This is a genomic window from Haloprofundus halobius (genome assembly GCF_020097835.1).
In the GTDB taxonomy this organism is placed as follows: Archaea; Halobacteriota; Halobacteria; order Halobacteriales; family Haloferacaceae; genus Haloprofundus; species Haloprofundus halobius.
Genome location: NZ_CP083667.1, coordinates 257051 through 280931, shown reverse-complemented (window position 1 = coordinate 280931; position 23881 = coordinate 257051). Strand labels below are relative to the sequence as shown.

At 64.7% G+C, this 23881-nt stretch carries 23 protein-coding genes; 8 read left to right on the top strand and 15 right to left on the bottom strand.

Translation table 11 applies throughout. The features are described 5' to 3' along the window. The first annotated feature begins 104 nt into the window (after positions 1-104). Positions 105-362: a HalOD1 output domain-containing protein gene (locus LAQ74_RS18255; protein WP_224337578.1), complete on the top strand. Its 258-nt coding sequence runs from the start codon at positions 105-107 to the stop codon at positions 360-362. Between the two features lie 63 nt (positions 363-425). On the opposite strand, the gene LAQ74_RS18250 is transcribed toward LAQ74_RS18255, so the two are convergent. The 4 genes from LAQ74_RS18250 to rdfA all read right to left on the bottom strand — a co-directional run bounded on the left by LAQ74_RS18250 (position 426) and on the right by rdfA (position 4360). Next, positions 426-1349, bottom strand: a complete 924-nt coding sequence (locus tag LAQ74_RS18250) for an LLM class oxidoreductase (protein WP_224337576.1) — start codon at positions 1347-1349, stop codon at positions 426-428. Between the two features lie 90 nt (positions 1350-1439). Then, positions 1440-1721: a PadR family transcriptional regulator gene (locus tag LAQ74_RS18245; RefSeq protein ID WP_224337574.1), complete on the bottom strand. Its 282-nt coding sequence runs from the start codon at positions 1719-1721 to the stop codon at positions 1440-1442. Positions 1722-2345: 624 nt separating this feature from the next. Next, the gene (locus LAQ74_RS18240) at positions 2346-2885 is read right to left on the bottom strand and encodes a hypothetical protein (protein ID WP_224337573.1); all 540 of its coding nucleotides are present in this window, start codon (positions 2883-2885) and stop codon (positions 2346-2348) included. Between the two features lie 821 nt (positions 2886-3706). Beyond that, positions 3707-4360, bottom strand: coding sequence for a rod-determining factor RdfA (gene rdfA, locus LAQ74_RS18235; protein WP_224337571.1), 654 nt, complete (start codon positions 4358-4360; stop codon positions 3707-3709). 207 nt (positions 4361-4567) lie between these two features. On the opposite strand from rdfA, the gene LAQ74_RS18230 reads away from it, so the two are divergent. Together LAQ74_RS18230 and LAQ74_RS18225 are read left to right on the top strand one after the other, a co-directional pair. After that, complete coding sequence (locus tag LAQ74_RS18230) at positions 4568-5638, top strand: glucose 1-dehydrogenase (protein WP_224337569.1); 1071 nt, start codon at positions 4568-4570, stop codon at positions 5636-5638. Positions 5639-5737: 99 nt separating this feature from the next. Further along, complete coding sequence (locus tag LAQ74_RS18225; protein WP_224337567.1) at positions 5738-6883, top strand: MFS transporter; 1146 nt, start codon at positions 5738-5740, stop codon at positions 6881-6883. Between the two features lie 62 nt (positions 6884-6945). Here LAQ74_RS18225 and LAQ74_RS18220 read toward each other — a convergent pair whose 3' ends face one another. The 9 genes from LAQ74_RS18220 to LAQ74_RS18180 form a co-directional block, all read right to left on the bottom strand. After that, positions 6946-7776 (bottom strand): creatininase family protein, encoded by an 831-nt coding sequence (locus LAQ74_RS18220; protein WP_224337566.1) that lies wholly within the window; start codon positions 7774-7776, stop codon positions 6946-6948. Continuing rightward, a complete protein-coding gene (locus tag LAQ74_RS18215; protein WP_224337564.1) occupies positions 7773-8945 on the bottom strand; it encodes a mandelate racemase/muconate lactonizing enzyme family protein in 1173 nt (390 codons plus the stop codon). Before LAQ74_RS18215 ends, LAQ74_RS18220 begins: the two co-directional genes overlap by 4 nt. A 90-nt stretch (positions 8946-9035) precedes the next feature. Then, complete coding sequence (locus LAQ74_RS18210) at positions 9036-10511, bottom strand: M81 family metallopeptidase (RefSeq protein ID WP_224337562.1); 1476 nt, start codon at positions 10509-10511, stop codon at positions 9036-9038. Positions 10512-10647: 136 nt separating this feature from the next. Beyond that, positions 10648-10875: a hypothetical protein gene (locus tag LAQ74_RS18205; protein WP_224337560.1), complete on the bottom strand. Its 228-nt coding sequence runs from the start codon at positions 10873-10875 to the stop codon at positions 10648-10650. Beyond that, complete coding sequence (locus LAQ74_RS18200; protein WP_224337559.1) at positions 10876-11766, bottom strand: carbohydrate ABC transporter permease; 891 nt, start codon at positions 11764-11766, stop codon at positions 10876-10878. It lies immediately after the preceding gene. Then, a complete protein-coding gene (locus tag LAQ74_RS18195) occupies positions 11747-12685 on the bottom strand; it encodes a carbohydrate ABC transporter permease (protein WP_224337557.1) in 939 nt (312 codons plus the stop codon). The genes LAQ74_RS18200 and LAQ74_RS18195 overlap by 20 nt, the downstream gene beginning before the upstream one ends. Before the next feature lie 2 nt (positions 12686-12687). Beyond that, positions 12688-14010, bottom strand: a complete 1323-nt coding sequence (locus tag LAQ74_RS18190) for an extracellular solute-binding protein (RefSeq protein WP_224337555.1) — start codon at positions 14008-14010, stop codon at positions 12688-12690. Between the two features lie 123 nt (positions 14011-14133). Beyond that, on the bottom strand, positions 14134-15270 hold the full coding sequence (locus LAQ74_RS18185; RefSeq protein ID WP_224337554.1) for an ABC transporter ATP-binding protein: 1137 nt from the start codon (positions 15268-15270) through the stop codon (positions 14134-14136). 55 nt (positions 15271-15325) lie between these two features. After that, positions 15326-16375 carry a Gfo/Idh/MocA family protein gene (locus LAQ74_RS18180; protein ID WP_224337552.1) on the bottom strand — a complete coding sequence of 350 codons (1050 nt, stop codon included), beginning with the start codon at positions 16373-16375 and terminating at the stop codon, positions 15326-15328. A gap of 88 nt (positions 16376-16463) precedes the next feature. Between LAQ74_RS18180 and LAQ74_RS18175 the strand changes: the two genes are divergently transcribed. From LAQ74_RS18175 to LAQ74_RS18155, 5 genes are all read left to right on the top strand, one after another. Further along, on the top strand, positions 16464-17267 hold the full coding sequence (locus LAQ74_RS18175; RefSeq protein ID WP_224337550.1) for a sugar phosphate isomerase/epimerase family protein: 804 nt from the start codon (positions 16464-16466) through the stop codon (positions 17265-17267). Between the two features lie 135 nt (positions 17268-17402). Then, the gene (locus tag LAQ74_RS18170; protein ID WP_224337548.1) at positions 17403-18101 is read left to right on the top strand and encodes a PIG-L deacetylase family protein; all 699 of its coding nucleotides are present in this window, start codon (positions 17403-17405) and stop codon (positions 18099-18101) included. Positions 18102-18397: 296 nt separating this feature from the next. Continuing rightward, positions 18398-19675: a Cdc6/Cdc18 family protein gene (locus tag LAQ74_RS18165; protein WP_224337546.1), complete on the top strand. Its 1278-nt coding sequence runs from the start codon at positions 18398-18400 to the stop codon at positions 19673-19675. A gap of 55 nt (positions 19676-19730) precedes the next feature. Then, on the top strand, positions 19731-20729 hold the full coding sequence (locus LAQ74_RS18160) for a Gfo/Idh/MocA family protein (protein WP_224337544.1): 999 nt from the start codon (positions 19731-19733) through the stop codon (positions 20727-20729). Beyond that, positions 20726-21739, top strand: a complete 1014-nt coding sequence (locus LAQ74_RS18155) for a Gfo/Idh/MocA family protein (protein WP_224337542.1) — start codon at positions 20726-20728, stop codon at positions 21737-21739. The genes LAQ74_RS18160 and LAQ74_RS18155 overlap by 4 nt, the downstream gene beginning before the upstream one ends. 75 nt (positions 21740-21814) lie before the next feature. Here the strand turns inward: LAQ74_RS18155 and LAQ74_RS18150 are convergent, their stop codons facing one another. Together LAQ74_RS18150 and LAQ74_RS18145 are read right to left on the bottom strand one after the other, a co-directional pair. Beyond that, the gene (locus LAQ74_RS18150; protein ID WP_224337540.1) at positions 21815-22801 is read right to left on the bottom strand and encodes a Gfo/Idh/MocA family protein; all 987 of its coding nucleotides are present in this window, start codon (positions 22799-22801) and stop codon (positions 21815-21817) included. After that, positions 22798-23796 (bottom strand): Gfo/Idh/MocA family protein, encoded by a 999-nt coding sequence (locus LAQ74_RS18145; protein ID WP_224337539.1) that lies wholly within the window; start codon positions 23794-23796, stop codon positions 22798-22800. Before LAQ74_RS18145 ends, LAQ74_RS18150 begins: the two co-directional genes overlap by 4 nt. Between the last annotated feature and the right edge of the window lie 85 nt (positions 23797-23881).

Here is a 23881-nt window from a genome sequence, read left to right as displayed (position 1 = left end):
GGAACGTTAACTCGGAGTCTCGGGGTCCATCTCACTAATCTGATACTGACGCCGTATATATCAAGTAGGCCTTATTTACCAATTCGCACCGTCACTAACTAAATATGGACTGCGGGAAACAACAGTTCAGACGCTCGGAGGAGAGAGCGCTCGTCGTGGATGTCGTCGAGGCAGTCGAGAGCGTCTCGGGGTCCCGGCGGTCCGAACTCCCATCGCTCTACGAAACCATCGACATGGAGGCTGTGGAAAACGCCGTCCAAAGCGGGACCGAAGTGGTCGTCGAGTTCGAATATAGCGGTCACACCGTCACCGTGGTCGACAACTCTCGACTCATCGTCGAACCGCCGGAGAGGGGTGAGTAACGCGGTTCGACGGTTCCGCGAGACGGTGTGCCGACCGCTCGTTCCACAACCCTTTCGTCCCCGTCAGCGAACGCGCTCCACGACTTCCTCGGCGAACCGCGTCAGTTCGGTTTCGGGGTCTTCGCCCGGCGTCGACACCAGCACGTGGTCGACGCCCATCTCGTCGAGTTCCCGGAAGTAGTCGGCGAACCACTCGCTTCCGGCGCGGTAGCCGAGATGGAGCGGTTCGGGGTCGGCGCGGGGATCGTCGGTGAGTTCAGTCCGGACGGCCATCGCGTACGGTTTCTCGCCGGCGGCCGTCCGCCAGTCGTCGAGGTAGGATTCGAGCGTCTTCGTCGGGAGGTGATAGAAGAACCAGCCGTCGCCGTTGTCGGCAATCCACTCGACGGACTGCCGGGCGTGTCCGGTCGGCAACAGCGGAAGCGTCCCGGTCGTCGGTTTCGGGACGACGTCGAGCGAGCCGTCGAGCGTCCCCCAGTCGGCGTCGACCTCGGGGAACTCCTCGCGCCAGAGGGTCCGGAGCACGTCGACGCTCTCGCGGAACAGTTCACCGCGGTCCTCGGCGTCGACGTCAAAGGCGGGAAACTCCGGGTCCCGGTCACCGGTCGCGACACCCATCACGAGGCGGCCCCCAGAGAGTCTGTCGACGGAGGCGGCGCTCTTTGCGACGTGGAGCGGATGCCGGAGCGGAAGAACGACGCTGGCGGTTCCGAGCGCGATATCCGTCGTGTGCGCGGCCACGTGACTCAGCCACGGCCACGTGTCGAACGTCTGGCCGGCGTCGCCGAACCGCGGCCAGTACAGCGGCACGTCGCGCGCCCACAGCGCGTCGAACCCGACGCGCTCGGCGTGTGCCGCGAGCGCCATCTCCTCGGAGACGGACGGGCACGACTCCCGCGCGTCGGTGAGCGGAAATCCGACACCGAACGAGAGCGCCTCGGTGCCGAACAGTCGTTCGTAGCCCGCGTTTCTGTGGTCGTCGGTCACGGCTTCACTCGGCGGCGAGCGGGTATGGGACCTCCGGTCGACGAGCGCGAAGCTATCGGACGTGTATGCGAGACCGACGGCGGCGGACGGCTAGCTTTCGACCGAGATCTGTGCTTTCTCCCACTCTCGGCGCTCGCGAATCTGGTTCTCGCCTCGTTCGGTTATCGCGTAGTAGTTCGTCCGCCGGTCTATCGGTCCCTTCTCCACGTATTCCTTCGTCACGAGCGTGTCGAGATTCGGGTATAACCGTCCGTGGTTGATGTCGCCGTCGATGTACTCTTCGAGTCGCTCTTTCGCTTCCTGGCCCGACGGACGGTCCATACCTGAGATGACGTACAACAGGTCACGTTGGAAGCCGCTCAAGTCGTGCATATGATATAACTCTACATTGTTGAATATAGCTCCTCGCAGTATCACTACTGCTGGTAATTCAATAATAAACGAATGTAAGGCGCCTAGATGAGCGAACGCCGACACGTGTCTCCGTCGGGAGACGAGGAACGCGACCACGCCGACGAGACCGACGGGCGGCGGTCGTCGTCCTCGGCGTGACGTCCGGCGGTACGCACCGCTCGTACGGTTCGAAAAGGCCGGAACGTGGCACGGTCCGGCGAGTCGAACGACACCACGGCCAAGCAGGTCGTCCGAGGAGCACCACGGTCGGCGTAGTGACGGGTCGCCGAGGGTGACTCAACTGAAGGGACGAACGACACGTACAACAGTCACGCGCCTAATGAAATTGGGTCGTGTCCGGCGTCGTCTGGCGTCGTCCGCTCACGTGTCGGTATCGACCGTCGGCGGTGGCGACCGCGACGCTGTTGGTGTTGTCGCGTGAATCCCACGAAAAAGCGTCGGAAGGCCGAAGAAACCGTCTTCCGTCAGGTGGATACCAGTCCGGACGATGCTGCGTCGCCGGTGGCGGCGCACCCAAAATGCAGGGTCGGGCCGTTATCAACCTGTTGGCAGTAGACCCCGGCGGAGCCGACGCGTCGGTATCTACCGCCGCTCGTGATCGGTGAGCGGGACGTGCTCTCTGCCGACGAAGGCGGACGCAGCGTCGTCCTCGTCGGCCGCGGAGCAGCGTCCGACGAGCGAGCGCACTCGGTCGAACGACTCCGGTGGCGAGAACGGGTCGGCCTCGTTTTCGACGCGTGCCTCACAGTGTCGAAGATAGATCTGCATTCGGGCGCTGTAATCCTCGGGTAGCCAGACGGAGTACGGCGAGCTGTCGAGTTGGTCCTCCCACTGGTTCGCGAGGAGGTTCAGTTCCGAGAGAAGTTGTTCGTGAGCCATCCGCAGCGAGAGTTCGTCGGTCGGTACATCCGCCGGAACCGTCCCAACCGCGAGAGTCTCGCCCTCGGGCATCGGTGTCGTCGCTTCGTATTCGAGCAACGCCTTGAGCGCAGAGATGTCCTCCCAGAACAACGTGACGGCCGACGCGTCGGTTGTTTCGTCGTAGAACCGTTTCCGGTTCTGCGTACACGGCGGCTCCTTCGGTGGATCCGGGTTGTCGAGCAGATGACGAAGTATGTCCATAACCGGCGATTTCTTTCACTTTGATATAACTGTTCCGCCAAATTACCCCCGGGTTCGAGCGCCGCTCGCCGCCGGCCGTCCGCTAGGTTCGAGAACCCGTCGCCGACGGCAGTACACCGACTCTACTGTCGAAACAACGACGACATTTGACCAGATGCCAACAACTAACACACAGACACGTGATGAAGGTATTGCAGCGTTACGCGGCGTTGCACGAGCACCGCCACGCCTGGTCACGTGGAACGGTGATCTCTCGTCAGACAGAGTCACGGACTGTGCGGGGGTCACGGCCCGCACATCTCCGTCGATTCCGCGCGTCCCGATACGACGACTGTTCTTCCGTGCCGGCAGACGACACGTTCTCTTCGATACCGCCGGCCGCTCGTCGGTTCCCAGCCGGTCGTTTCGCCGTCGCCGCCGTCCCGAGCGTCGCGTCTCACGGGTGACAGGGAGTCGGCTCTCCCGTCTCGTGTTCTTCGCATGATAATAAATAAAAATAGCGTTTATTCTCGCCACGAACGAGAGTATCTCCACCGGGCTTTAATTCAAAATTCCCCACTATCACCGGGTATAAAATTCTATTGTTGCTTATTTCTACCCAAATACTAGAGATATAGGTATGTATAAACGAAAAAGATACCGTTTACTACAGATATTCGCGTAGTCGGACAACGCGCTACAAGATATCGACTTTCAACGTCTTTTCTGGCTCTATAGGGCGCTTCTGTCTCATCCTTTCTGTCTCTTGAAACCCTGATTTGGAAAACTGTATCTTAATTTATTCACCCGACCGCCCCGACCCCCAGCGCCGTCGCCTCGGCTCAGGGCTCGTCGGCCCGACACTCACAGCCGCCGTCTGCGAGCAGTTGGTCGACGGTGAGCGTCTGTCCGCACGACCCGCAGTGGACGTTCACGTCGACCAAGACGTCGAGGTCGCCGACTTCGATCTCGCCGGCGTCGACGAGCGACTGGAGCGAGTTCGTCGTCACGGTCTGTGTCCGACTCCGGAGGCGACGGATGCTCACCTCGACCTTCTCAACGCGGTTCTCGTCGGTCGAGTCGTCACGCGAGACCCCCCGGTACTTCACTAAGTAGGTGTGTATCGCCTGATGTGAGACGAAGTCGGCGGTGAGCGTCTCGACGTCGACACCGTGACGTTCGAGCGTTCGCTCCGCCTGGACTCTCGTCCCGCTTGTGACGTCGTCGTCGGTCAACAGTCGATAGTAGTTCTCGACTTCCCCTTCGAGGAGTGACACCCCGGCCGCTTCCAACGCGACTTCGAGCAGTCGCTGGTTGAACTCGGTCGCGAGTTCGCGCAAACTCGAACGCTCGTCGCCCTCGGCAGTCCACTGTGCTTCGAGTTTCTCGCCGAACCCGTCGAGTTCGTACGTCTCTATCACCCGTCCCACCTTGGACCGACGAGGTGAGCGCTGCCGATCCGCCCAGTGGTCGGCCCCGCCCGTTTCGTTCTCCATTGGAACACCGTAGGTACGTTGGTCGGTAAAACGTTGCGTCTCGGGAGCGACTACTGCGTTCTCCGCGGAGTTGCGGACGGAATCGCTATCTGTCGGAGCGTTTATCACCCGGGCCGAGCAAACACGACCCATGTCAACTAGTGGCGACGAACGCGGTCGTTCGAGAGCGACGGGCGTACGCGCGAAATCAGTCGGAGGAACTACCGGATGAACGCTGTCGCCGTCGAACGCGGAACCGACGCGCCGAAACTGATAGCAGTCCCCGACCCCACCCCCGACACCGGCGAGGTCCTCCTCCGGACACTCCGAGTCGGTATCGACGGCACCGACCACGAGGTGATACGGGGGAACCACGGCGACTACCCGGAGGGCGACGACTACCAGATTCTCGGCCACGAAGCCGTTGCCGTCGTCGAAGACGCCAACGGGACCGAACTGGAGGAGGGGACGCTCGTCGTTCCCACAGTTCGGCGACCGTCGGGCGAGACGAACGGTTACTTCGAGCGCGGCGAACCCGACATGGCCCCCGATGGGACGTACGTAGAACGGGGTATTGTCGGCGCGCACGGGTACATGTCGGAGTTCTTCACGAGTCCGCCGGCGTTCCTCGTTCCCGTCCCCGACGAGTTCGCCGAACACGGGTTCCTCGTCGAACCGCTCTCGAACGCCGAAAAAGCGTTCGAGCACGCATTCGCCTCCCGGTCGGCGTTCGAGTGGGACCCCGAGAGCGCGCTCGTGCTCGGCAACGGGCCGCTCGGGCTGCTCACGCTCGCCGCCCTGGAGACCTCGTCGCTCCCCTTCGAGCGAACGTACTGTCTGGGTCGTCGAGACCGACCCGACCCGACCATCGACATCGTCGAACACCTCGGCGCGACGTACGTCGACTCCCGCGAAACGCCCGTCGACGAACTGCCCGACGTCCACGAGGCGGTCGACTTCGTCTACGAGGCGACGGGCTACGCGAAGCACGCATTCGAGACTGTCGACGCCTTGGCCCCGAACGGCGTCGGCGCACTTCTCGGCATCCCGAACGACTGGGCGTTCGAGGTCGACGGGGGTCGACTCCACCGCGAACTCGTGTTGGAGAACAAGGCGCTGTTCGGCAGCGTCAACTCGAACGTGAGACAGTTCGAGACGGCGAAAGAACGACTCGTCGGGTTCCCCGACTGGTTCACCGACGCGCTGGTCACCGGCGTCTACGCGCCTGAACAGGCGGAGGCGGCGTTCGAGACGGGCGACGACGTCATCAAGACCGTCGTGGAGTTCGATACGCCGTGACTGCGGCGCCGTCGTCCTCTCGATCGCACAGTCCGTGGACGCCTCACGAGACTCGTCGAACGGCGAGCGACTGATCGAGTCGACCGAACTCGAACCGAGATGGACGACCGGACCTACTTCAAGTCGTTTTACTTCCTCTACTTCGCGGCGTGGAGCGGATTCGTCGTGTTCCGAAACGCGTACTTCGAGGATATCGGGCTGACCGGCGTCGAGATGGGGACGGTCGGTTTCCTCCTCCGGACGGCCGGCATCCTCGCGCTGCCCGCGTGGGGGCTTTTGAGCGATCGCTTCGGCGCTCAGAAGCGCATTCTACTCGTGAGCGTCGTCGGCGCGGGCGTGATGGGATTGTCGTATCCGCGGGTCGCGGCGGTGTTCCCGCTCGTCGCGGCCGTTACGGTCGGATTCGCGGCGTTTCGCGCACCGATTCGACCGGTGGCGAACGCGCTGTTGCTCTCGGCGGGGTTGTCGTACGGGAACGTCCGCGCGTACGGGAGCATCGCCTTCGGTATCGCTGCGGTGGCTGCCGGCGTCGCCAGCGCGCGTCTCGGCTCCGTCGTCGTCTTCTACGTATTCGGCGTCGGTATGGCGGTGCTCGCCGTCATCCTCCTCCGGATTCCCGTCGAGAATCGGCCGCCGACCGAGAGCGTCGGTCTCCGCGCGGCGTCGCTCGTCAGAGACCGCAACTTCGCCGCCCTGGTCGTCGCGGCGTTTCTGATGGGAACGATGTTCCCCGCCGGGAGCGCGTACCTGTCCGTCTACGTTCGGAGTCTCGGCGGGAGCGACGCGCTTACTGGTCTCTCCGTCGCCGCGAAGACGCTCGGCGAAGCAGCCGTTTTCCTCGCCGCGGCGCATTTCACCGCGTCGTACCGTCGACTCCTGATTGCGGGTGCGGGTTTTCACGTCGTCACGTTCGCGGCGTATGCGTCGGCGCCCGCCCCCGCTCTCGTCGTCGCCCTCCAACTACTCCTCGGCGTCGGCTACGCGGCGTTCATGCTCGCGGCCGTGAACCTCGCTCACGAACTCGCGCCCGCCTCCATCGGGTCGACCGCACAGACGTTCCTCACCGGGTTCGGTTTCGCCGCCGGTTCCGGCGTCGGCGAGCTCGCGTCCGGACGCCTTCTCGATCTGGTCGGCGTCCAGTCGATGTACGCGTACGTCGCCGCGGTCGGACTCGTCGTCGTCCTCGTGAGCGGATTTTTGGACGGGTCGATCGGTACCGTCGGACTGCTCCCCGAGGACAGGTGACCGCGTCGCCGGCGCATCGCTGGCGCATCGCCGACAGCCGTCGCCGCCGATGGCGAGCGGCGTCAGTCGACGTTTCGCTCGTGAACGTCAAGGAGAAGCGCCGCCAGTTCTGCCCGGATGCCGTCGAAGAACCGTTCGCCTTTCTCGGCGCTGGCCAGCGAGGGGTCGCCGATAGCGCCGCTGTCGGAGTACGCCTCGAACGGTCGGTACACCGACAGCGGCCCCCCTTCGAGCAGGTCACTTCCGGCGAGGTCGTACGGTTCGTCCCAGTACGCCGCGGGCGCGTCGTCGCGGACGAGTTCGGGTCGGAGGTACAGCAGCATCGACGTCTCGAACTCGCCGCCGTGAGCCATCCCGCCAGTATCGCTCTCACGCACCTCGTCGGCGAACGGCGCGGCGAGGTCGAAGTACGTCAGTCCGAGCGCCTCGACGTCTGGGTGGGCGCGTCCGACGACGGTGACCGCGGCGTCGACGAGCGCTCGATTGCCCCCGTGACCGTTGAGCAACAACAACGCGTCGAACCCGTTGTCCAGCGCGGCGTCGGCGACGGTCCCCAGCAGGTCGAAAAGCGTGTCGAACTCGGCGGTGAGCGTCCCGCCGAACGAGCGGTGGTGCGGCGAGTACCCCGTCCAGAGCGTCGGTGCGACTAGCACCGGGACGTCGTCGGCCACCGCCGCCGCACCCGCGGCGGCGACCGTCGACGCGAGAATCGAGTCCGTCGCGACCGGCAGGTGGTCGCCGTGTTGTTCGACGCTCCCGACGGGGAGGACGAGCACCGATCCGTCCCTCCCCCCGAGAGCGCGAATCTCCGGGGCGGTGTGTGCCGCGAACGCGACCCCGGCGTCGGTGTGGCAGTCGCCGTCGTCGCCGCCCGCCTCGAACCCGAACGTCATTCGATGCGGTACTCCTCGACGACGCGTTCGTCGACGTCGACGCCCAGTCCGGGTGACTGTGGCACGGTCAGCGCGCCGTCGGTTATCTCGAACGGCTCTCGAACCACGTCGGTCTCCCAGCCGCCGTACACCGAATCCGGCGGGAGCGTCAGCCCCGGTAGCCCGTACGCGGCGTGGAGAATCGCCGCGGTCCGGATGCCCAGGTCGAACGCACAGTGGTGCGTCGCCGGGATTCCGGCGTCCTCGACGAGGGCGACCTGCTGTCGGAGTCCGGAGAGGCCGCCGGCGGGCGTCAGATCGAGAACGGCGACGTCCATCGCGCCGGCCTCGATCAGACGGCGGAGGTTGTGGGGAGCGTAGGTGTCCTCGTTCGGCGCAATCGGTTGCCACGTGCGCGCCTGCAACGACGCGAGCGTCCGGTGGGCGTCGACGCGAATCGGCTGTTCGAGATACTGGAGGTAGACACCGGCGTCTGCGAGTGTCGCCCCGACCCGAACGGCCTCGTCGACGGTCCATCCCTGGTTCGGGTCGAGGCGAAACAGGAGGTCGCCACCGACTGCGTCGTGCATCGCCAGCACGCGCTCGACGTCGTCGCGCCAGTCGCGACCGGCCTTCGTCTTCAGTACCGAGTGGCCCGCGTCCCGAACCTCGACGGCGCGTTCGGCGGACTCCTCGGGTGGGAGGATGCCGAGGCAGTATGCCACCTCGACCGTTCGGTTGTCACGCTCGGCGGCGTACTCGCCCTGGTGTTCGCGGTGGCGCGTCTCGGTCTGCCCGGGCGCGGTCCACCCACCGAGTAGCTCGTACACCGGCCTGTCGAGCACCTTCCCGACGATGTCCCAGCAGGCGACTTCTACGGGCGCGAAGAAGAGGTCGGCGTTGGCGTACTCGATGAACACCTGCCGACGGAACGTCTCGACCTCGAACGGCGAGCGACCGACGACGAACGGTTCGATGCCGTCTTCGAGCACCGAGACGGTCGCCTCCGGCGTGAGGAAGACGCGCATCTCGCCCCACCCGGAGACACCCTCGTCGGTGTCGACGCGGACGAGCACGCGGGTCATGCGCTCCAGGGAGTTGTGGTTCGTCACGTACGGCGCGACACCGCCGTCCTCGAAGGGGACGAGCGGCACGTCTACGGCGTACGCTTGCAGTCCGGTTATCTCCATACCGGCGTATCGACTACACCCCGGATAAAATCATCGGGGGCGACGACGACGGCGGTGACGAGTCTCGGGTCCTGTGCGCCTAGCGCGGCGTTACGCCGACCACGTCGCGTCCTCGTCGAGCGGATAGATGGGTCGCGGAACCCGCTCGTACGGTAGATCGACGAGTCGCTGGTTCGTCTCGCCGGGCGTCAGCGCGAACAGCCGCCGTGCCGCGACTGTTTTCCACGCCGGGCTCAGATACCCGCTCTTCAGGACGACTACCTCGCGTGCGTCCGGGTCGACGCCGAGTCGCCGCAGAAACGCCGGGTCGCGGTGGACGTTCGTCCGACGCTCGCTGACGACGACGTCCGCGCCGTCGAGCGACACGAGCGCGACTCCGTCGTCGGTGTCGTCACCGTCACCGGTGCCATCGCCGTCGCCGCCGGCATCGTAGAGCCGCTCGACGACTGCTTCGGCGAGTTCCAGCGGCGCTCCGCTCGGATAGTCGCGGCCGAGTTCGAGCGAGACGGTCGCCCCTTCGCCCGCCGTGCGGCAGCGGTCGTAGCTGTCGGCGTCGGCGACGACGGCGAACAGCGGCGTTCCGAGGTCGGTCCGGTCGAGCATCGCCGCGAGGAGGTTCGTCGTGTTCTCGCCCGCGCCCGCGCCGGGGATGTCGCCCGTGTCGGCGACGACGACCGGCCGCGCGTGGGTTCCGGCGGCCTCGTCGAGCGCCGTCGTCGGGGTGTATGCCTCGGTCGTGAAGCCGAACGTCTCGCGCCGCCGCCAGAACTCCCTCGCGAGGTCCGTCGCCGTCTCGTCGACGACGGACGCCGCCGACGCGTCGCCGGTCACGAGCGCGTGACACCCCGCGTGGGGGTTGTCGGCCCACGGAAAGCCCAGAAAGTAGTTGGCGTCGTAGACGCCGTCGGCCCGGTCCGCCTCGCGGAGTAGACCGACAAGCGTGCGCATCGGTTCGGCCTCCGACTCCGACTGTTCGCCGGCTAAGAGCATCGGCAGTCGTTTCCAGCCGAGACTGAGCGATTTCTCGCCGCGAACGGCGTCGAGCAACAGGTTCGCCGCTCGGATGCCCGTCTCCGCCACGTCGGTGTGTGGAGCGGTGCGATAGCCCGCGACGCCGTCGAGCGAGTCGACCATCCGTTCAGTTATCGTCGCGTGCATGTCCAGCGCCGCGGTTATCGGCACCTCGGAACCGACGCGGTCGCGAACCCCCGCGAGGAGTGCACCTTCGGGGTCGGGGTCGCCCTCGACGAACATCGAACCGTGGAGATCCAGACAGACGCCGTCGACGGGTTCGCCGTCGAGTCGGTCGAACAGTTCGCGTTTCATCCACTCGAACGCCTCCGCCTCGACGGTGGGTGCGGGGAGCGCGCTCGCGCCGACCGTCGGCAGTATCTCGACGTCCTCGGCCTCGTCTTCGAGCGTCTCGACGATACCGCCGAGCGACCGTCCGACCGCGTCCGTCTCCAGGAGTTCGCTACCGGTGGCGGTCGAGAACGTCCCGAGTCCGGTCGTCCCCTCGGCGAACGTGTTGGTTTCGTGGCTCACAGCGCCGACTGCGATTCGCATGGCAGGTACTGTGTGACGCGGCGTTATGAGTGTTCCCTCGCGTCGCTCGTGAGCGGTCGTTCGAATTCGGTGGTGCGACGCTTCGGGAGTCGAAAGACGGGAACGGAGAGACGGCCGAACGGTGTGCGTCGGACGCTCAGTGCGGCCACGGCCGCATCGGCCAGAAATACGCGAGCAGCGCCAGTCCCAACAGGAGGATCCCCCCTATCTTCATCATCGGTCCGGCGTCCATCTCGTCGCGAACGAACGACAGGTAGAGGACGCCGATAGCGGCGACGAGGAAGACGAGCGCACCTCCGACGATGGGCTCGTTCTGTCCGGAGTAGCCGAGGCGCAACACGAGAGAGGGAACGTCGGGCAACATCTACCCTTTCCCCCCCGTGAGGGCGATACCCTCCATGAACGTCCGCTGGGCGAGCAGGTACGCCGCGATGACGGGCAGGGCCGCCAGGATGACCGCCGCCAGCAGTTGCCCCCACTGCGAACCGTAGCGTCCGGTGAGCAGGCCGATGCCGACCTGAAGGGGGTACATCGCCGAGTCGTTGAGGATGACCAGCGGCCAGAGGAACGCCCCCCAGACGAAGATGAACGTGAACACACCGAGCGACGACAGCGCGGGTTTTGCCAGCGGCAGCATGATGCGCGTGTAGATCTGGAACGTGCTACACCCGTCCATCCGCGCCGCCTCGATGAGCGAGTCGGGGATGCCGAGGAAGAACTGCCGCATCATGAACGTCCCGAACGGGTTGGCGATGTACAGTACCATGATGGCCCAGTACGTGTTCGACCAGTTGATGGCGTTCATCTCCAGGTACAGCGGCACCAGCACCACCTGCGGCGGGATTACGAGCGTCCCGATGACGAGCGTGTACACGAGCGACTTCCCCTTGAACTCGCCCTTCGCGAGCGCGTAGCCCGCGAGCGTGTCCAGAAGCAGCGTGAAGAACACGACGCCGACCGCGAGGATGAGACTGTTGAGTATCCACCGGTCGAGCGGGTTCTGCATCCAGACGTTGACGTAGTTGATGAACGTCGGGTCCGACGGAATGATCTGCTTGATGGTGGTGAATATCTCGTTCTCGGGCTTCAACGAGGTGAAGAACGCCCAGATGAACGGGATCGTCATGACGGCGCTCGCAGTGAGCAAGATGAGGTGGGCGACGCCTTTCGCGAGCGTGTCGTACCACGACCCCTCGTGTTCGACCGTCGGCCGGCCGTCGTCGAACTCGAGTTCGTCAGTACTCAACGTCGTCACCCCACGTGCGCTGCTGGAGGATGCTCAGTCCGAAGACGATGAGGAACAGCACGACGGCGATGGCGCTGGCGTACCCCATCTCGAACTGCTGGAAGCCGGCCTGCCAGAAGTAGTAGACGATGGTGTACGTCGACCGTACCGGGCCGCCCTGCGTCATCACGTACACCTGCGTGTAGACGCGGAACGAGAAGATGAGCGTCACGATGAACACGAAGAACGTCGTCGGCTTCAGAAGCGGCAACGTGATGTAACGGAACCGCTCCCAGCGGTTCGCGCCGTCGACGATGGCCGCCTCGTAGAAGTCGTCCGGGATTCCCTTCAGTCCGGCCAGGAAGATGACCATGTTGAAGCCGATGTGTTTCCAGACGCTCATCAGTGCGATGGACGCCAGCGCCGTGTCCGAACTCTGGAGCCACGCCAGTCGAGGGAGTCCGAACGACCCGATAATGGTGTTCAACAGCCCGTATTCGGGGTTGTAGAGCCACGTCCAGATGAGCGAGACGACGACCCACGAGGTCACGACGGGGAGGAATATCGCCGCCGAGTAGAACTTCGTCCCCCGGAGATTCATGTTCAACAGCAGCGCCAGTCCCAGCGCGATGGGCACGTCGAAGACGAGCAGCGCGAAACTGTAGCCGGCGGTGTTGATGATGGCGTTCCAGAAGATGGGGTCGTTGAACAGTCGAACGTAGTTGTCGAGGCCGACGAACGGGTGCTCCTGCGCCAAGGGCGCCCACTCGTGGAGGCTGATGTAGAACGCGCCGATGAACGGCACGAGCAGTATCGCGGCGAAGAGTATCGCCTTCGGTAAGACGAGGGCGTACCACGAGAGGTCAGTGTCGGAGTTTCTGACGTCGGCGTCGGAGATGTATCCGCTGAAACGACGACGGACGCGCTGTAACCCTTGTGACTGCGCCATTGTTAGAGGAGCGCGTTGATGTCCTGCGCCGCTTTGTCGAGCGCCTGTTGCGGGTCCTCACCCTGCCACATCGACTGCGCCTGCGTGTGGACGCTGTCCCACATCTTCGACACCTCGGGATGGCTGGGGAACGGCACCGTGTTCTCCATCTCCTGGGCGACCGGTTCCAGTTTCGGGTTGTCCTCGATGAACTGGGTGAACTCGTCGGTCTCGTAGGCGTCCTTACGCCCGGGGAATCCGCCCATCGACTCGGTGACGCCCTGTTGGACCTCACTCGAGTTGATGTAGTTCAGCCACTCTAAGCCGATCTCCCGGTCGGCGCCGCCGCGACTCGGGATGGTGTAGAAGACGCCCGCGCTCCAGGTGTGGCTCGTGTCTATCTGCGGGCCGCTCGGATACGGCATGTACTGCCAGTCGAGGTCGCTGTCGCGCAGACGGGGGTAGTGCCACGACCCGGCGAAACACATCGCCGCCTCGCCGGCGAGGACGTCCTCGATGGCGTCCGTACCGCCCGGGTTGCGTGCGATGACCGTCTCGTCCTCGACGATCTTCGGCTGCAGGTAGTTCGCCGCCTCGATGGCGGCGTCGTTGTTGATAATGGCCTCCGTGCCGTCCTCGTTGAGGTATCCGCCCCCGTTCGAGAGCACGAAGCAGTCGAACCCCTCGCCCGCCGACATCGAGAAGGCGCTCCCGTGCTCTTCGCCGAGCGCGTCGATCCACGACCCGAACTCCTCCCAACTGGGACGGTGAGTGGGGTCCGGTATCTCCAGTCCGGCCTCCTCGAACATCGCCGTGTTGATGGCGACGAGCCGGCAGTCCGCGTACCACGGCACCGCCCAGAGCGTCCCGTCGAAGCTGGCGTTGCGGCGCGCCGCCGCGACGTAGTCGTCGGGGTCGAACCCGTTCTCTTCGAGGTTCAACGCGACGCCCTGGTCCGCGAAGCGCGGCACCCACAGCACCGACAGCGCCAGACTGTCGGGGGCGTTGCCGGCCGGGATGGCCGTCGTCGCCTTCGCCAGGTAGTTCTCGAAGGGGTAGTACTCCCAACTGACGTCGGAGATCACGTCGCTCTGGTCTGCGATCTCCTCGCCCTGGTCCTCGCGAATCGGCGCGAGACCGGGGTCGTTCCACGCCCAGAACGTCGCCGACCCATCGCCGTTGCCGCCGTCACCGCCGCCACCACCACCGGAACCGTTGCCGTCACCGGAGCCGCCGCTGTCGTTCCCGCCGCCGGTACCGCCGCTCGAACAGCCAGCCAATCCCGCCGCGCCCATCGAACCGGTCAGTGCGAGAAGCTTACGCCGGGTGAGATTTCTGTTGCTCATACTAGCCTCAGAGGAACAAACAGACGGTATATAATAAATCTTTGGTGCGCTGTACCATACCACGACCGAGTCTCACCAGTGGCCGAACCGAATCGAACGCGTCACCGCGGACGACGACCGTATTCAGGCGCGAGCGTTGACGTCGACGTTCGTGGCGGTGGAGACGTTTCGCGATTTGATAGTCTCGCCCGTGTCCGCGTCGAACAGGTGCATCTTCTCCTCGGGGATGACGATGTCGAGCGTCGTACCCGGTTCGACCACCCGCTCGCCGTCGAGCGTCACCGTGTAGCGTTCGTCGCCGATATCGACGTAGACGTACGTCGTCTCGCCCATCGGCTCCGTCACCGAGACGGACACCTGAATCGATTTCGGCTCACTCGCGTCGACGATTTCGATACTCTCTGGCCGGATACCCAGCGTCAGCGCCCCTTCGTATCCGGTGAGTTCCTCGCACGTCGCCTGCGAGAGATCGTACCGGAACGCGTCGTGAACGAGCGTACCGTCTCTGTACTCCACCTCGAAGAAGTTCATCGACGGCGACCCGATGAAGCCGGCGACGAATCGGTTGGCGGGCTCGTAGTAACACTCCAGCGGCGTGCCGAGCTGTTGGAGTTCGCCGCCGTCGAGGATGGCGATTCGGTCGCCCATCGTCATCGCCTCCGTCTGGTCGTGCGTGACGTAGATGGTGGTGATGTCGAGGTTCTGCTGGAGGTTCTGTAACTCCGTCCGCATCGTCGTCCGGAGCTTGGCGTCTAGATTAGAGAGCGGTTCGTCCATCAGGAACACCTCGGGTTCGCGGACGATGGCGCGGCCCAGCGCGACGCGCTGTTGCTGGCCGCCGGAAAGCTCACCCGGCTTCTTGTCGAGCAACTCCTCGATACCCATCATCTCCGCCGTCTCCTGCACACGCTGCTCGATCTCGGTTTTCGACATGTCCGTCGACATCTTGAGTCCGAACCCGATGTTCTTTCGAGCGGACATGTGGGGGTAGAGCGCGTAGTTCTGGAACACCATCGCGATGTCGCGTTCGGTGGGCGGCTGGTGCGTGATATCGTCGCCGTTCAGCAGTATCTCGCCCTCCGTAACCGTCTCCAGTCCGGCGATACAACGGAGCGTCGTCGACTTCCCGCAGCCCGAGGGGCCGACGAAGATGAGGAACTCGCCGTCGTCGATGTCGATGTCCAAGTCGTCGACCGCGACGATCGACTGGTCTCCGTCCGCGAACACTTTCCGGAGGTTGCGGATGTCTAGCTTACCCATGGGAACTCACTACGTGGCGAATTGCAACAGACCGTAATAAATTTGCAGGGTGACTTCACCGACTGCAGCCCCCACGGTCCGATCCGTCGAGCGCCACATTTTCGCCCGTTTCGGCGGCCTCACGTGCCGCGAGTGTCAGTTCCAGCGTCTCTACCGCGTCGTCGTACGTCGAGCGAACGTCGGCGCGTACCGCATCAACCCTCCCAACTTCCTCTCCGTGTGCTGTCGCACGAAGGAACGACTCGAACTCGCGGCGGTACCAGTCGCCGTCGGCCTCGAATCGGACGCTCTCGCCGTCGACGACACCTGAGAGACTGTGACCAAAGTAGTCGAGTTCGAGAAACGCGTCCTCGGCGGCGATTCTGACCTCGAACCGGGAGTCGGGCGACCCGCACGTCGACGAGACGTGCGAGACGGCGCCCGACGTGTGCTCGAGCGTCACCGACGTCGCGTCCTGAAAGTCGACGCTGTCGACGAGCAGTCCGTCGGTTCCGCTCCCCGTCACAGCGGTTACTTCCCCTACGAGGTACCGGTGCAGGTCGTAGACGTGCGTCGACTGTTCGAGTATCTGGCCGCCGGACCTCGCCCGTTCGGACCACCACGGCGTGTCGGGAAGCGGAACCCAGTACGTGCTGTCGATGTGACCGATGCGGCGGCCGTCGAGCAGTTCCAGCGCGCGTTCGGTTATCCCCGCGTAGCGACAGACGTAGCCGACCTGCGCGAGGACGTCCGAATCAGCGATGCGGTGGGCCGTTTCGCGCGCCGCGTCGGCCGTCAGGTCGACCGGCTTCTCGACGAAAAGGTCGACACCGTACTCGGCCGCGGTTCGTTCGTACGCACCGTGAGCGAACGGCGGGACGGCGACGACGAGCGCGTCGATCGACTCCGACTCGACGAGTTCCACGCCGTCGGTGTACGCCGCGGCGTCGCGTGGAACGGCCGCCTCCCTCGCTCGCGTCTCGTCGACGTCGGCGACAGCGGTCAGTTCCACGTCGATAGTCCCACCGTCGTAATCGGTCAGTCCGCCGTCCAACGCGGCGTCCAACGTCTCCAAGTGAACCGAGGCGATCCCTCCCGCACCGACGAACCCGACTGAACACGCCATGGCCTCACTTATCCCACACTTCGAGTTAAAGGTATCCGCCCGACCACCACGCGAACCTATAAATCGGCGCGGACGGGAATTGGTGTGCATGAGGTTCGCACTCAACCAGATGGGGTTCCCCGAGCAACGCCTCGAAGCCAACGTCGAGTTGCTCTCGGAGGCCGGATACGATGGAATCGAACCGAATCTGACAGCCGACGGACCGCTGTGGAACGACGATGCGGTCGACGAACTAGCCGACCGAATCGACGGGTCCGGACTCGACGTTCCGGCCATCTCGACGACGTTACACTGGGACCGACACCTGTCGAGCGCGGACGAGGAGACGCGAGTCGCGGGGATCGAAGCGGGCGAGCGGATGATCGCCCTCGCCGATGCGTTCGACGCCGGTGCCGTTCTCGTCGTCCCCGCCGTCGTCGACGAGGGAACACGATACGACGAAGCGTACGAGCGGGCGCTGGAATCGGTTCGAACGCTCGCCTCGGTCGGGGCCGACTACGACGTAACCGTCTGCGTCGAGAACGTCTGGAACGACTTCCTGCTCTCGCCGCTGGAGTTCGCCGAGTTCGTCGACGAGGCGTCGACGGACGGACCGGTCGGCGCGTACTTCGACGTGGGCAACGTCAGGCGGTTCGGCCGCCCCGAGCAGTGGATTCGAATCCTCGGAGACCGAATCGAACGCGTTCACGTGAAGGACTACCGGACCGACGTAGACACGATAGACGGCTTCACGTACCCGTTGGAGGGTGACGTCGACTGGCGGGCCGTCGATGAGGCGCTCGCGGCAGTCGGCTACGACGGGTGGATAACCGCGGAGGTGCCGCCGTACCGGACTGCACCGGAGCGGATGCCGCCGCGCGTCCGTGCCGACCTCGAACATCTGTTCTCGTAGCCGGACGGTCGTGTTCGGCCGTCGACGACGGTCGAGAGGGCGCTTCGACGGAGTCTCCGGCGTCGATCACCGACGGGGCGTCGAACATCGCGTTCAGCACAACGCTTAATACCAACTTGTATGACTGATGTGTGTATGCATCTCACAGCAGTAGTTGCACATCCCGACGACGCGGACATCTTCTGCGGCGGGACGCTCGCAAAGCACGCCGCCCGGGGCGACGACGTCACCATCGTCTACATGACTCGGGGTGAGTACGGCGGGTTCGACACCACCGAGGCTGAAGTCGCCGCGACGCGCGAACGCGAGGCCGAAGCCGCCGCGGAGACGCTCGGTGCGGAGGCGACGTTCCTCGATTTCGAGGACGGACGGGTACGCTACTCGATGGAGAACCGACTCCAACTCGTCGACGTACTGCGCGAACACCGGCCGGACATCGTCCTCACCCATTACCGTGACGACATGCATCCCGACCACCAGGCGACGTCAAGGCTGGTGACCGACGCGTACTACATGTGTTCGCTCCCGCTCTTGGAGACCGAGTACGATCCGTGGGAACCCCAGAACGTCTACTACTTCGGGAAGCCGACCTCCTCGTTCGCCCCCGACACGTATGTCGACATCGGCGATCACCAGTCGACGAAGGAGGACGCGATCCTCGAACACGAGTCGCAGGTCGAGTGGTTGGAGGAACACGGCGGCATCGATGCCGAGTTCGATGGACTCGTCGAGGGCGTCCGTGCCGAAGCGAGAGTGCTCGGTCGAACCAGAGGTGCGGAGTTCGCCGAAGGGTTTGTCGCACTCCACAAGAGCGCAGACGAGTACCTCAACTGAGATCCCCACCGTTTCTACGGCGTATTTCGGCGTTCGTCACCACTTCGCGAGTTATCGGGCTGACGAGGGTCACCGAAACCAGAGTGAATTTTCGTGAATGTAACTCTCTCACATGCCATTACGAGACTATGAATGTAATGAGATACAGGTGAAACGAGGGGGGAGGGGGTATCGTTCGAGCGCGCGAACTGTTCCCGCAGCACCGCATCGGTTCCGTATCGAACCCGTGGGAGGGGACTCGGTGACGGACGTCGCCGCCGATGCGTTTATCAGCGACGTGGCGGTACTGGGACGGTATGACACGGCACGACGAACCGGTCGAGAACGCGAGCGCCCTCGACGACGCGTTCGGCGCTCGCGACCGAATTTTCTCGCAGAAGGAGAGACTCGACGTCGGCTACGTACCCGGTCCCGCGAACATCGTCGCTCGCAACGAAGAGATCCGTCGACTCGCGACAGCGCTAAACCCCGCGGTCACGGGTGAAGCGCCGAGCAACGTGTTTCTATACGGGAAGACGGGCACCGGAAAGTCGCTCTGCGCCCGGTACGCGACGGCACGAATCGTCGAGGCCGCGGTGGAACACGGCGTCTCGGTGGGTCGCGTCGTCGTCGACTGTTCGCAGGAGGACACCGAAACGCGCGCGGTCAGGGCGACGGTCCGAGCGCTGAACGACCCCGACGTGACCGGTTTCGCCGTTCCGGAGACCGGCCTCGGTCGCTCGCGCTACTACCGCCTGCTCTGGCAGGTGCTCGACGCGCAGTTCGACGTCGCGCTCGTGGTTCTCGACGAGATAGACCGCCTGGAGGGCGACGACCTGCTCATGCAGCTATCGCGCGCGGCGGAGACGGGGAAACTCGATCGGTGCTCCGTCGGCGTGGTCGGTATCAGCAACAGGATAAAGTACCGAAACCGACTCGAAGAGCGGGTCAAGAGCAGCCTCCAGGAGCGCGAAATCGTCTTCACCCCGTACGACCGTCGGGGACTCCACGAGATAATTCGAAGCCGCGCTGACGCCTTCGAGGGCGACGTGCTCTCCGACGACGTGGTCTCCGAGTGCGCCTCTCTCGCCGCCGAAGAACACGGCGACGCTCGGAAAGCCATCAACCTACTGCGTCATGCTGGGGAACTCGCCACGTTCGACGACGCCGACGCGGTCACCGTCGACCACGTCCAGCGTGCCGACAACCTCGCCGAACGAGACCGCGTCGAGGCCCTGCTAGCGGGCGCGACCACCCAACAGAAGGCGACGCTGCTGGCAGTTGTCTCGTTGGCGCTCGTCGAGAAGACGCGGACGTTCGAGACCACCGAAGTGTACGCCGCCTACGAGGACATCTGCGCGGAGGTCAGTCTCGACGCGCTCTCGAAGCGCCGAGTCCACGACCTGCTGCGCGAGTGGGAGTTCCTCGAAGTGCTCGAAATCACGCGGACTGGCGGCGGGCGCGGACGCGGGAGCTTCCTCCGGCACCGACTGCTCGAAGACCCCTCGGTCATCCGATCGGTGTTCGACGAGAGCGACCGGTTCGCCAGGGCGGGCTTCACCTCCGAGACGAACACCACGTGGTCGAACATCTAGGGTGCAGTTGCCGCTACAGAAGTTTTAATAACTATAGTTCCGCACGTTGGAGGTGATGCAACGAATTGGGTTAGTGGGGAGTGGTTTCATGGCCACGACTCATGCTAACAGCTACCAAAATATTGCTGGCGCGCAGGTCGTCGCGGTCGCATCGATCGGTGAGAACCGAACGGAGTTCGCGGCGGAGCACGCGCCCGGGGCAGAAGTGTACGACGATGCCGAAGAGATGATGGACGACGCCGAGATAAGCGTCGTCGACATCTGTACGCCGACGCCGACGCACCGGCCGCTCGTCGAGGCCGCCGCCGCCCGCGGCCTCGACACTTTCTGCGAGAAACCCCTCGCGCGGACCGTCGAGGACGCCGACGCCATCGTCGAGAGGGTCGAAGAGGCCGGAATCACGTTCATGACCGGGCACGTGTTGCGCTACTTCCCCGAGTACGCCGAGGCGAAACGCCGTATCGACGCGGGCGAGATCGGGACGCTGGGAACATTGCACACCGAACGACTCTCGTCGCCGCCGCGGTACGGCACCAACTCCTGGTTCGGCGACAAGGCGCAGAGCGGTGGCGTCTTGCTGGACATGGCGATCCACGACTTCGACTATCTGCGCTGGGTCGCCGGTGAGGTCGACCGAGTGTTCGCTCGAACCGCCGAGTGGGACGATGGCCACCTCAACCAGCACTCGTCGGTCGTCCTGCGCTTCGAAAACGGTGCTGTCGGCCACGTCGAGGCGTCGTGGGGCTACCCGGAGGGGTCGCCGTTCATTACCAGTTACGAACTCGCCGGTGACGAGGGGATGTTGGAGTTCGACGCTCGCGACGAGAACGCCGTCCGCGTCTCCGGCGGTGTGGAAGGCGCGAACGCGCCCGCGAGTCCGCTGGCGAAGAGCCCGTACACGGTCGAACTCGAACACTTCCTCGACTGCGTCGAGAACGGCGACGACCCCGAGATCTCGCCGGCCGACGCGCGCGAGGCAGTTCGCGTCGCGCTGGCGGCCGTCGAGTCCAGCGAGCGCGGTGAGCCGGTGTCGCCCGTGGAGGTGGAGGCGTGACGGTCCGCATCGGCCTCTGTTCGGTCGCTCACCTGCACGCTGACTCCTACGCTGCCTGTCTGAACAACCTCGATGACGCCGAACTCGTCGGCGTCACCGAGTCGGAAGAGCGAGTCGCCGAGGGTCGAGAGAAGGCCGACGAGTACGGTGTCGACTACTTCGACCCCGACGCGTTGCTCGCCGAGGTGGATGGCGTCGTCGTCTGTTCGACGAACGCCGACCACCTCGCGTGGGTCCGCCGTGCCGCCCACGCCGGCGTCGACGTACTCTGCGAGAAACCGCTCGCGCCGAGCGTCGAGGCGGCCCACGAGATGGTCGACCTCTGTCACCGTGCCGACGTTCACCTCGGCGTCGCGATGCCGCTTCGGTTCAGCCAACCGGCCCGGAACGCGAAGACGGCCGTCGAGAACGGCGTACTCGGCGATATCTGCTTCCTCAGCGGGACGAACCGAGGGCAGATGCCCGGAAGCTGGTTCGTCGACGAGGCCGAGTCCGGCGGCGGTGCCGTGATGGACCACTCGGTACACATCGTCGACATCGTCCGGTGGATAACGGGCGAAGATGTTCGCGAGGTGTACGCCGAGACCGAGACCCGGTTCAACGACATTCCGGTCGAGGACGTGAACCTGTTATCGATGACGCTCACCGACGGGACCGAGTTCGTCCTCGACGGCTCGTGGAGTAAGCCCGACGAGTGGGATTTCTGGGGCGACGCGACGCTGCGACTCGTCGGCACCGAGGGCGTCGTCTCCATCGACTGCTTCGATCAGAAGATAAAGCAGACGCGCGACACCGGCGACCCCGGGATTCGGTCGGTGTTTTGGGGGTCGAACCCCGACGAGGGACTCGTCGCCGACTTCGTCGAGGCGGTCGCCGAGGACCGCCCACCGCTGAAGACGGGCGCGGACGCCGTCAACGATGTGGCTGTCGTTGAAGCCGCGTACGAATCCGCGAACGCGTCCGAATCCGTCGACGTGGAGGCGAGCGAAATCACCTCGGCGACGAACTGAGTGTCCCGGACGGAGAGCGGCATCGAACGCCGATGCGCGATTCAGAAAACCGGTCCCCACGACAGCTAACGCGGGTCAGTAGGTCACATCAACCGGTTCGCCGCGCTCAACGGACTCGTAGGCGGCGGCTATCACGGCGGCGGTCCGCACGGCGTCGTCGAACGACGCCGCGAGTGTCGACTCGCCCCGTATCGACGCGACGAACGCTCGAAGTAGTGCGTTGTTCGGGTCAGCACCCCAGTAGATGGACTCGTTGTGCGTATCGTGGCCGATATCTCTGACGTGGCTGTATCGGTAGCCGAAGCAGTCCGCAGACAGCGTCGCCTCCGACCCGACGAGATCTACCTCGGCGTCGCCCCAGAACGGGTTCTTCTGCGGCGTGCTCCACGATCCGTCGAGCAGGAACGACGCCCCGTTCGAGAGCGTCATCGACAGCACGTTTACGTCTTCGACCGGGATGTCGTAGAACCGGGTATCGGTCTCGGCGTACACCTCGGTCACTTCCTCGCCGGTGATCCAGCGGACGATATCGACGATGTGGTCGGTGTGGTCGGCGACGGCGCCGCCGCCGGCGAGTTTCGGGTCGACGAACCAGCCACCGGGCATCCGACCGCGGTTGACCCCAGACACCGCGAGGAGGTCGCCGACGGCCCCCGACTCGTATCGTTCCTTGAGTCGCTGCATTGGGCGACTGTACCGTATCGGCATCGCCATCTTGGCGACCGCACCCTGTTCCTCGCAGCGGTCCCGAATCGATTTTGCCTCCGTCAGCGACGTCGCCAGCGGTTTTTCGCAGAGGATGGCGACATCGTGCTGCAGCGCGAGGTCTATCAACTCGCCGTGGATGGCGGTCGGCGAACAAACGAGGACGCCGTCGGTCGCCCGCATCAGTTCAGCGTGCGACATCGCAGCGGTACCGACCGAGTTGGCGTATCGCCGCGTTCGTTCGGCGTTGCGTCCCGAGATACCGACGAGGTCGGCCGACGGAAGTTTCGACAGCAGCGCCGCATACACCTCGGCGTTGACGTGGGCGGTCGAGCAGATGCCGACGTCGACCGTCACGGCGACTCCTCCGCGAGCGTGACCGGGCGGTTCTCGTCCGCGGAGCGGCGCGCAGCGACGACGACCCGCGAAGACGTCACCGGAGCGACGTCCGTCGGCGGACGCTCGCTCCCTCCGAGACGATCGATGAACGCCCGGAGCGCCCGCCCGCGGCAGTCGTCCTCCGGCGGGTCGACGGCCAGCGGCGTCGACCCCTCGCGGAGCGCAGTCGACGCGTCGTCCTCGCTGAAGTCGAGGCGGCCGTGTTTGCCGCTGTACTCCACGCCGATGCGTGGGGCCGGAGTCTCTGCTCGGTGCCACCGGGTACCGACGGTCGCTCGTCCCCCATCTCGAAACGCGAACACGGCGTGGGCGTGGTCGTACCGCCCGCCCGCCCGCGCTCGAACGAACACTCGTTCGACGGGCCCGAACGTCCACTCCAGCACGTCAACGTCGTGCGCGAGAACGGCGCAGAGCGTACGAACGGGGCCTTCAACGACGGAGACGCCGTCGTACGACACGTTCCATCCCGGACCGTCGAACGGCGCGGCCCGTTCGATTCGCGCGACGCCTATCGGTCCGATACCGCCCGATTCGACGGCCGAGTGGAGCCGTTCGTACATCCGCGAGAAGCGGTGCGGTGAGTGCGACAGTATCCACCCCTCGCTCTCGGTCGAAGCGGTGACGAGTCGGTCGAACGTCTCCGCGTCGAAGGCAACTGGCGGGTCACAGCGAACCGGGGTACTCACAGCGAGTGCAGTTTCGAGCGCATCGACGAAAGCCGCCCCCGGTCCGCAGATATCGACGCCGTCGACATCGCCGTCGGTGGTTTGGAGGACCTCCGAGAGGGAATGGTATCTCGGCACGTCGATATCGTCGAACCCAACGCCCTCGTCGACGCACGGTTCACGGTCGGCGTCGACGACGCCACAGACGGTCGCATCGTCGAACCGCCGGTACCGTTCGACGTGCTTTCGCACCGCCGTCTCGGACCCGACCGCGACGATGCGTTGCATGGGCGTAGGTCCCACAGCGTGTATGATAAGTATTGTGACCCGACGACTCCGCGCGGCGGCGGTCCACAGTTCGCCGAGTTGTTCC

Coding starts and splice junctions, on each gene's coding strand:
- LAQ74_RS18220 (WP_224337566.1), bottom strand. CDS start 7,776: ATGACGTTCGGGTTCGAGGCGGGCGGCGACGACGGCGACTGCCACACC.
- LAQ74_RS18170 (WP_224337548.1), top strand. CDS start 17,403: ATGCATCTCACAGCAGTAGTTGCACATCCCGACGACGCGGACATCTTC.
- LAQ74_RS18190 (WP_224337555.1), bottom strand. CDS start 14,010: ATGAGCAACAGAAATCTCACCCGGCGTAAGCTTCTCGCACTGACCGGT.
- LAQ74_RS18175 (WP_224337550.1), top strand. CDS start 16,464: ATGAGGTTCGCACTCAACCAGATGGGGTTCCCCGAGCAACGCCTCGAA.
- LAQ74_RS18145 (WP_224337539.1), bottom strand. CDS start 23,796: ATGCAACGCATCGTCGCGGTCGGGTCCGAGACGGCGGTGCGAAAGCAC.
- LAQ74_RS18255 (WP_224337578.1), top strand. CDS start 105: ATGGACTGCGGGAAACAACAGTTCAGACGCTCGGAGGAGAGAGCGCTC.
- LAQ74_RS18165 (WP_224337546.1), top strand. CDS start 18,398: ATGACACGGCACGACGAACCGGTCGAGAACGCGAGCGCCCTCGACGAC.
- LAQ74_RS18160 (WP_224337544.1), top strand. CDS start 19,731: ATGCAACGAATTGGGTTAGTGGGGAGTGGTTTCATGGCCACGACTCAT.
- LAQ74_RS18245 (WP_224337574.1), bottom strand. CDS start 1,721: ATGCACGACTTGAGCGGCTTCCAACGTGACCTGTTGTACGTCATCTCA.
- LAQ74_RS18215 (WP_224337564.1), bottom strand. CDS start 8,945: ATGGAGATAACCGGACTGCAAGCGTACGCCGTAGACGTGCCGCTCGTC.
- rdfA (WP_224337571.1), bottom strand. CDS start 4,360: ATGGAGAACGAAACGGGCGGGGCCGACCACTGGGCGGATCGGCAGCGC.
- LAQ74_RS18205 (WP_224337560.1), bottom strand. CDS start 10,875: ATGTTGCCCGACGTTCCCTCTCTCGTGTTGCGCCTCGGCTACTCCGGA.
- LAQ74_RS18185 (WP_224337554.1), bottom strand. CDS start 15,270: ATGGGTAAGCTAGACATCCGCAACCTCCGGAAAGTGTTCGCGGACGGA.
- LAQ74_RS18195 (WP_224337557.1), bottom strand. CDS start 12,685: ATGGCGCAGTCACAAGGGTTACAGCGCGTCCGTCGTCGTTTCAGCGGA.
- LAQ74_RS18210 (WP_224337562.1), bottom strand. CDS start 10,511: ATGCGAATCGCAGTCGGCGCTGTGAGCCACGAAACCAACACGTTCGCC.
- LAQ74_RS18230 (WP_224337569.1), top strand. CDS start 4,568: ATGAACGCTGTCGCCGTCGAACGCGGAACCGACGCGCCGAAACTGATA.
- LAQ74_RS18240 (WP_224337573.1), bottom strand. CDS start 2,885: ATGGACATACTTCGTCATCTGCTCGACAACCCGGATCCACCGAAGGAG.
- LAQ74_RS18180 (WP_224337552.1), bottom strand. CDS start 16,375: ATGGCGTGTTCAGTCGGGTTCGTCGGTGCGGGAGGGATCGCCTCGGTT.
- LAQ74_RS18225 (WP_224337567.1), top strand. CDS start 5,738: ATGGACGACCGGACCTACTTCAAGTCGTTTTACTTCCTCTACTTCGCG.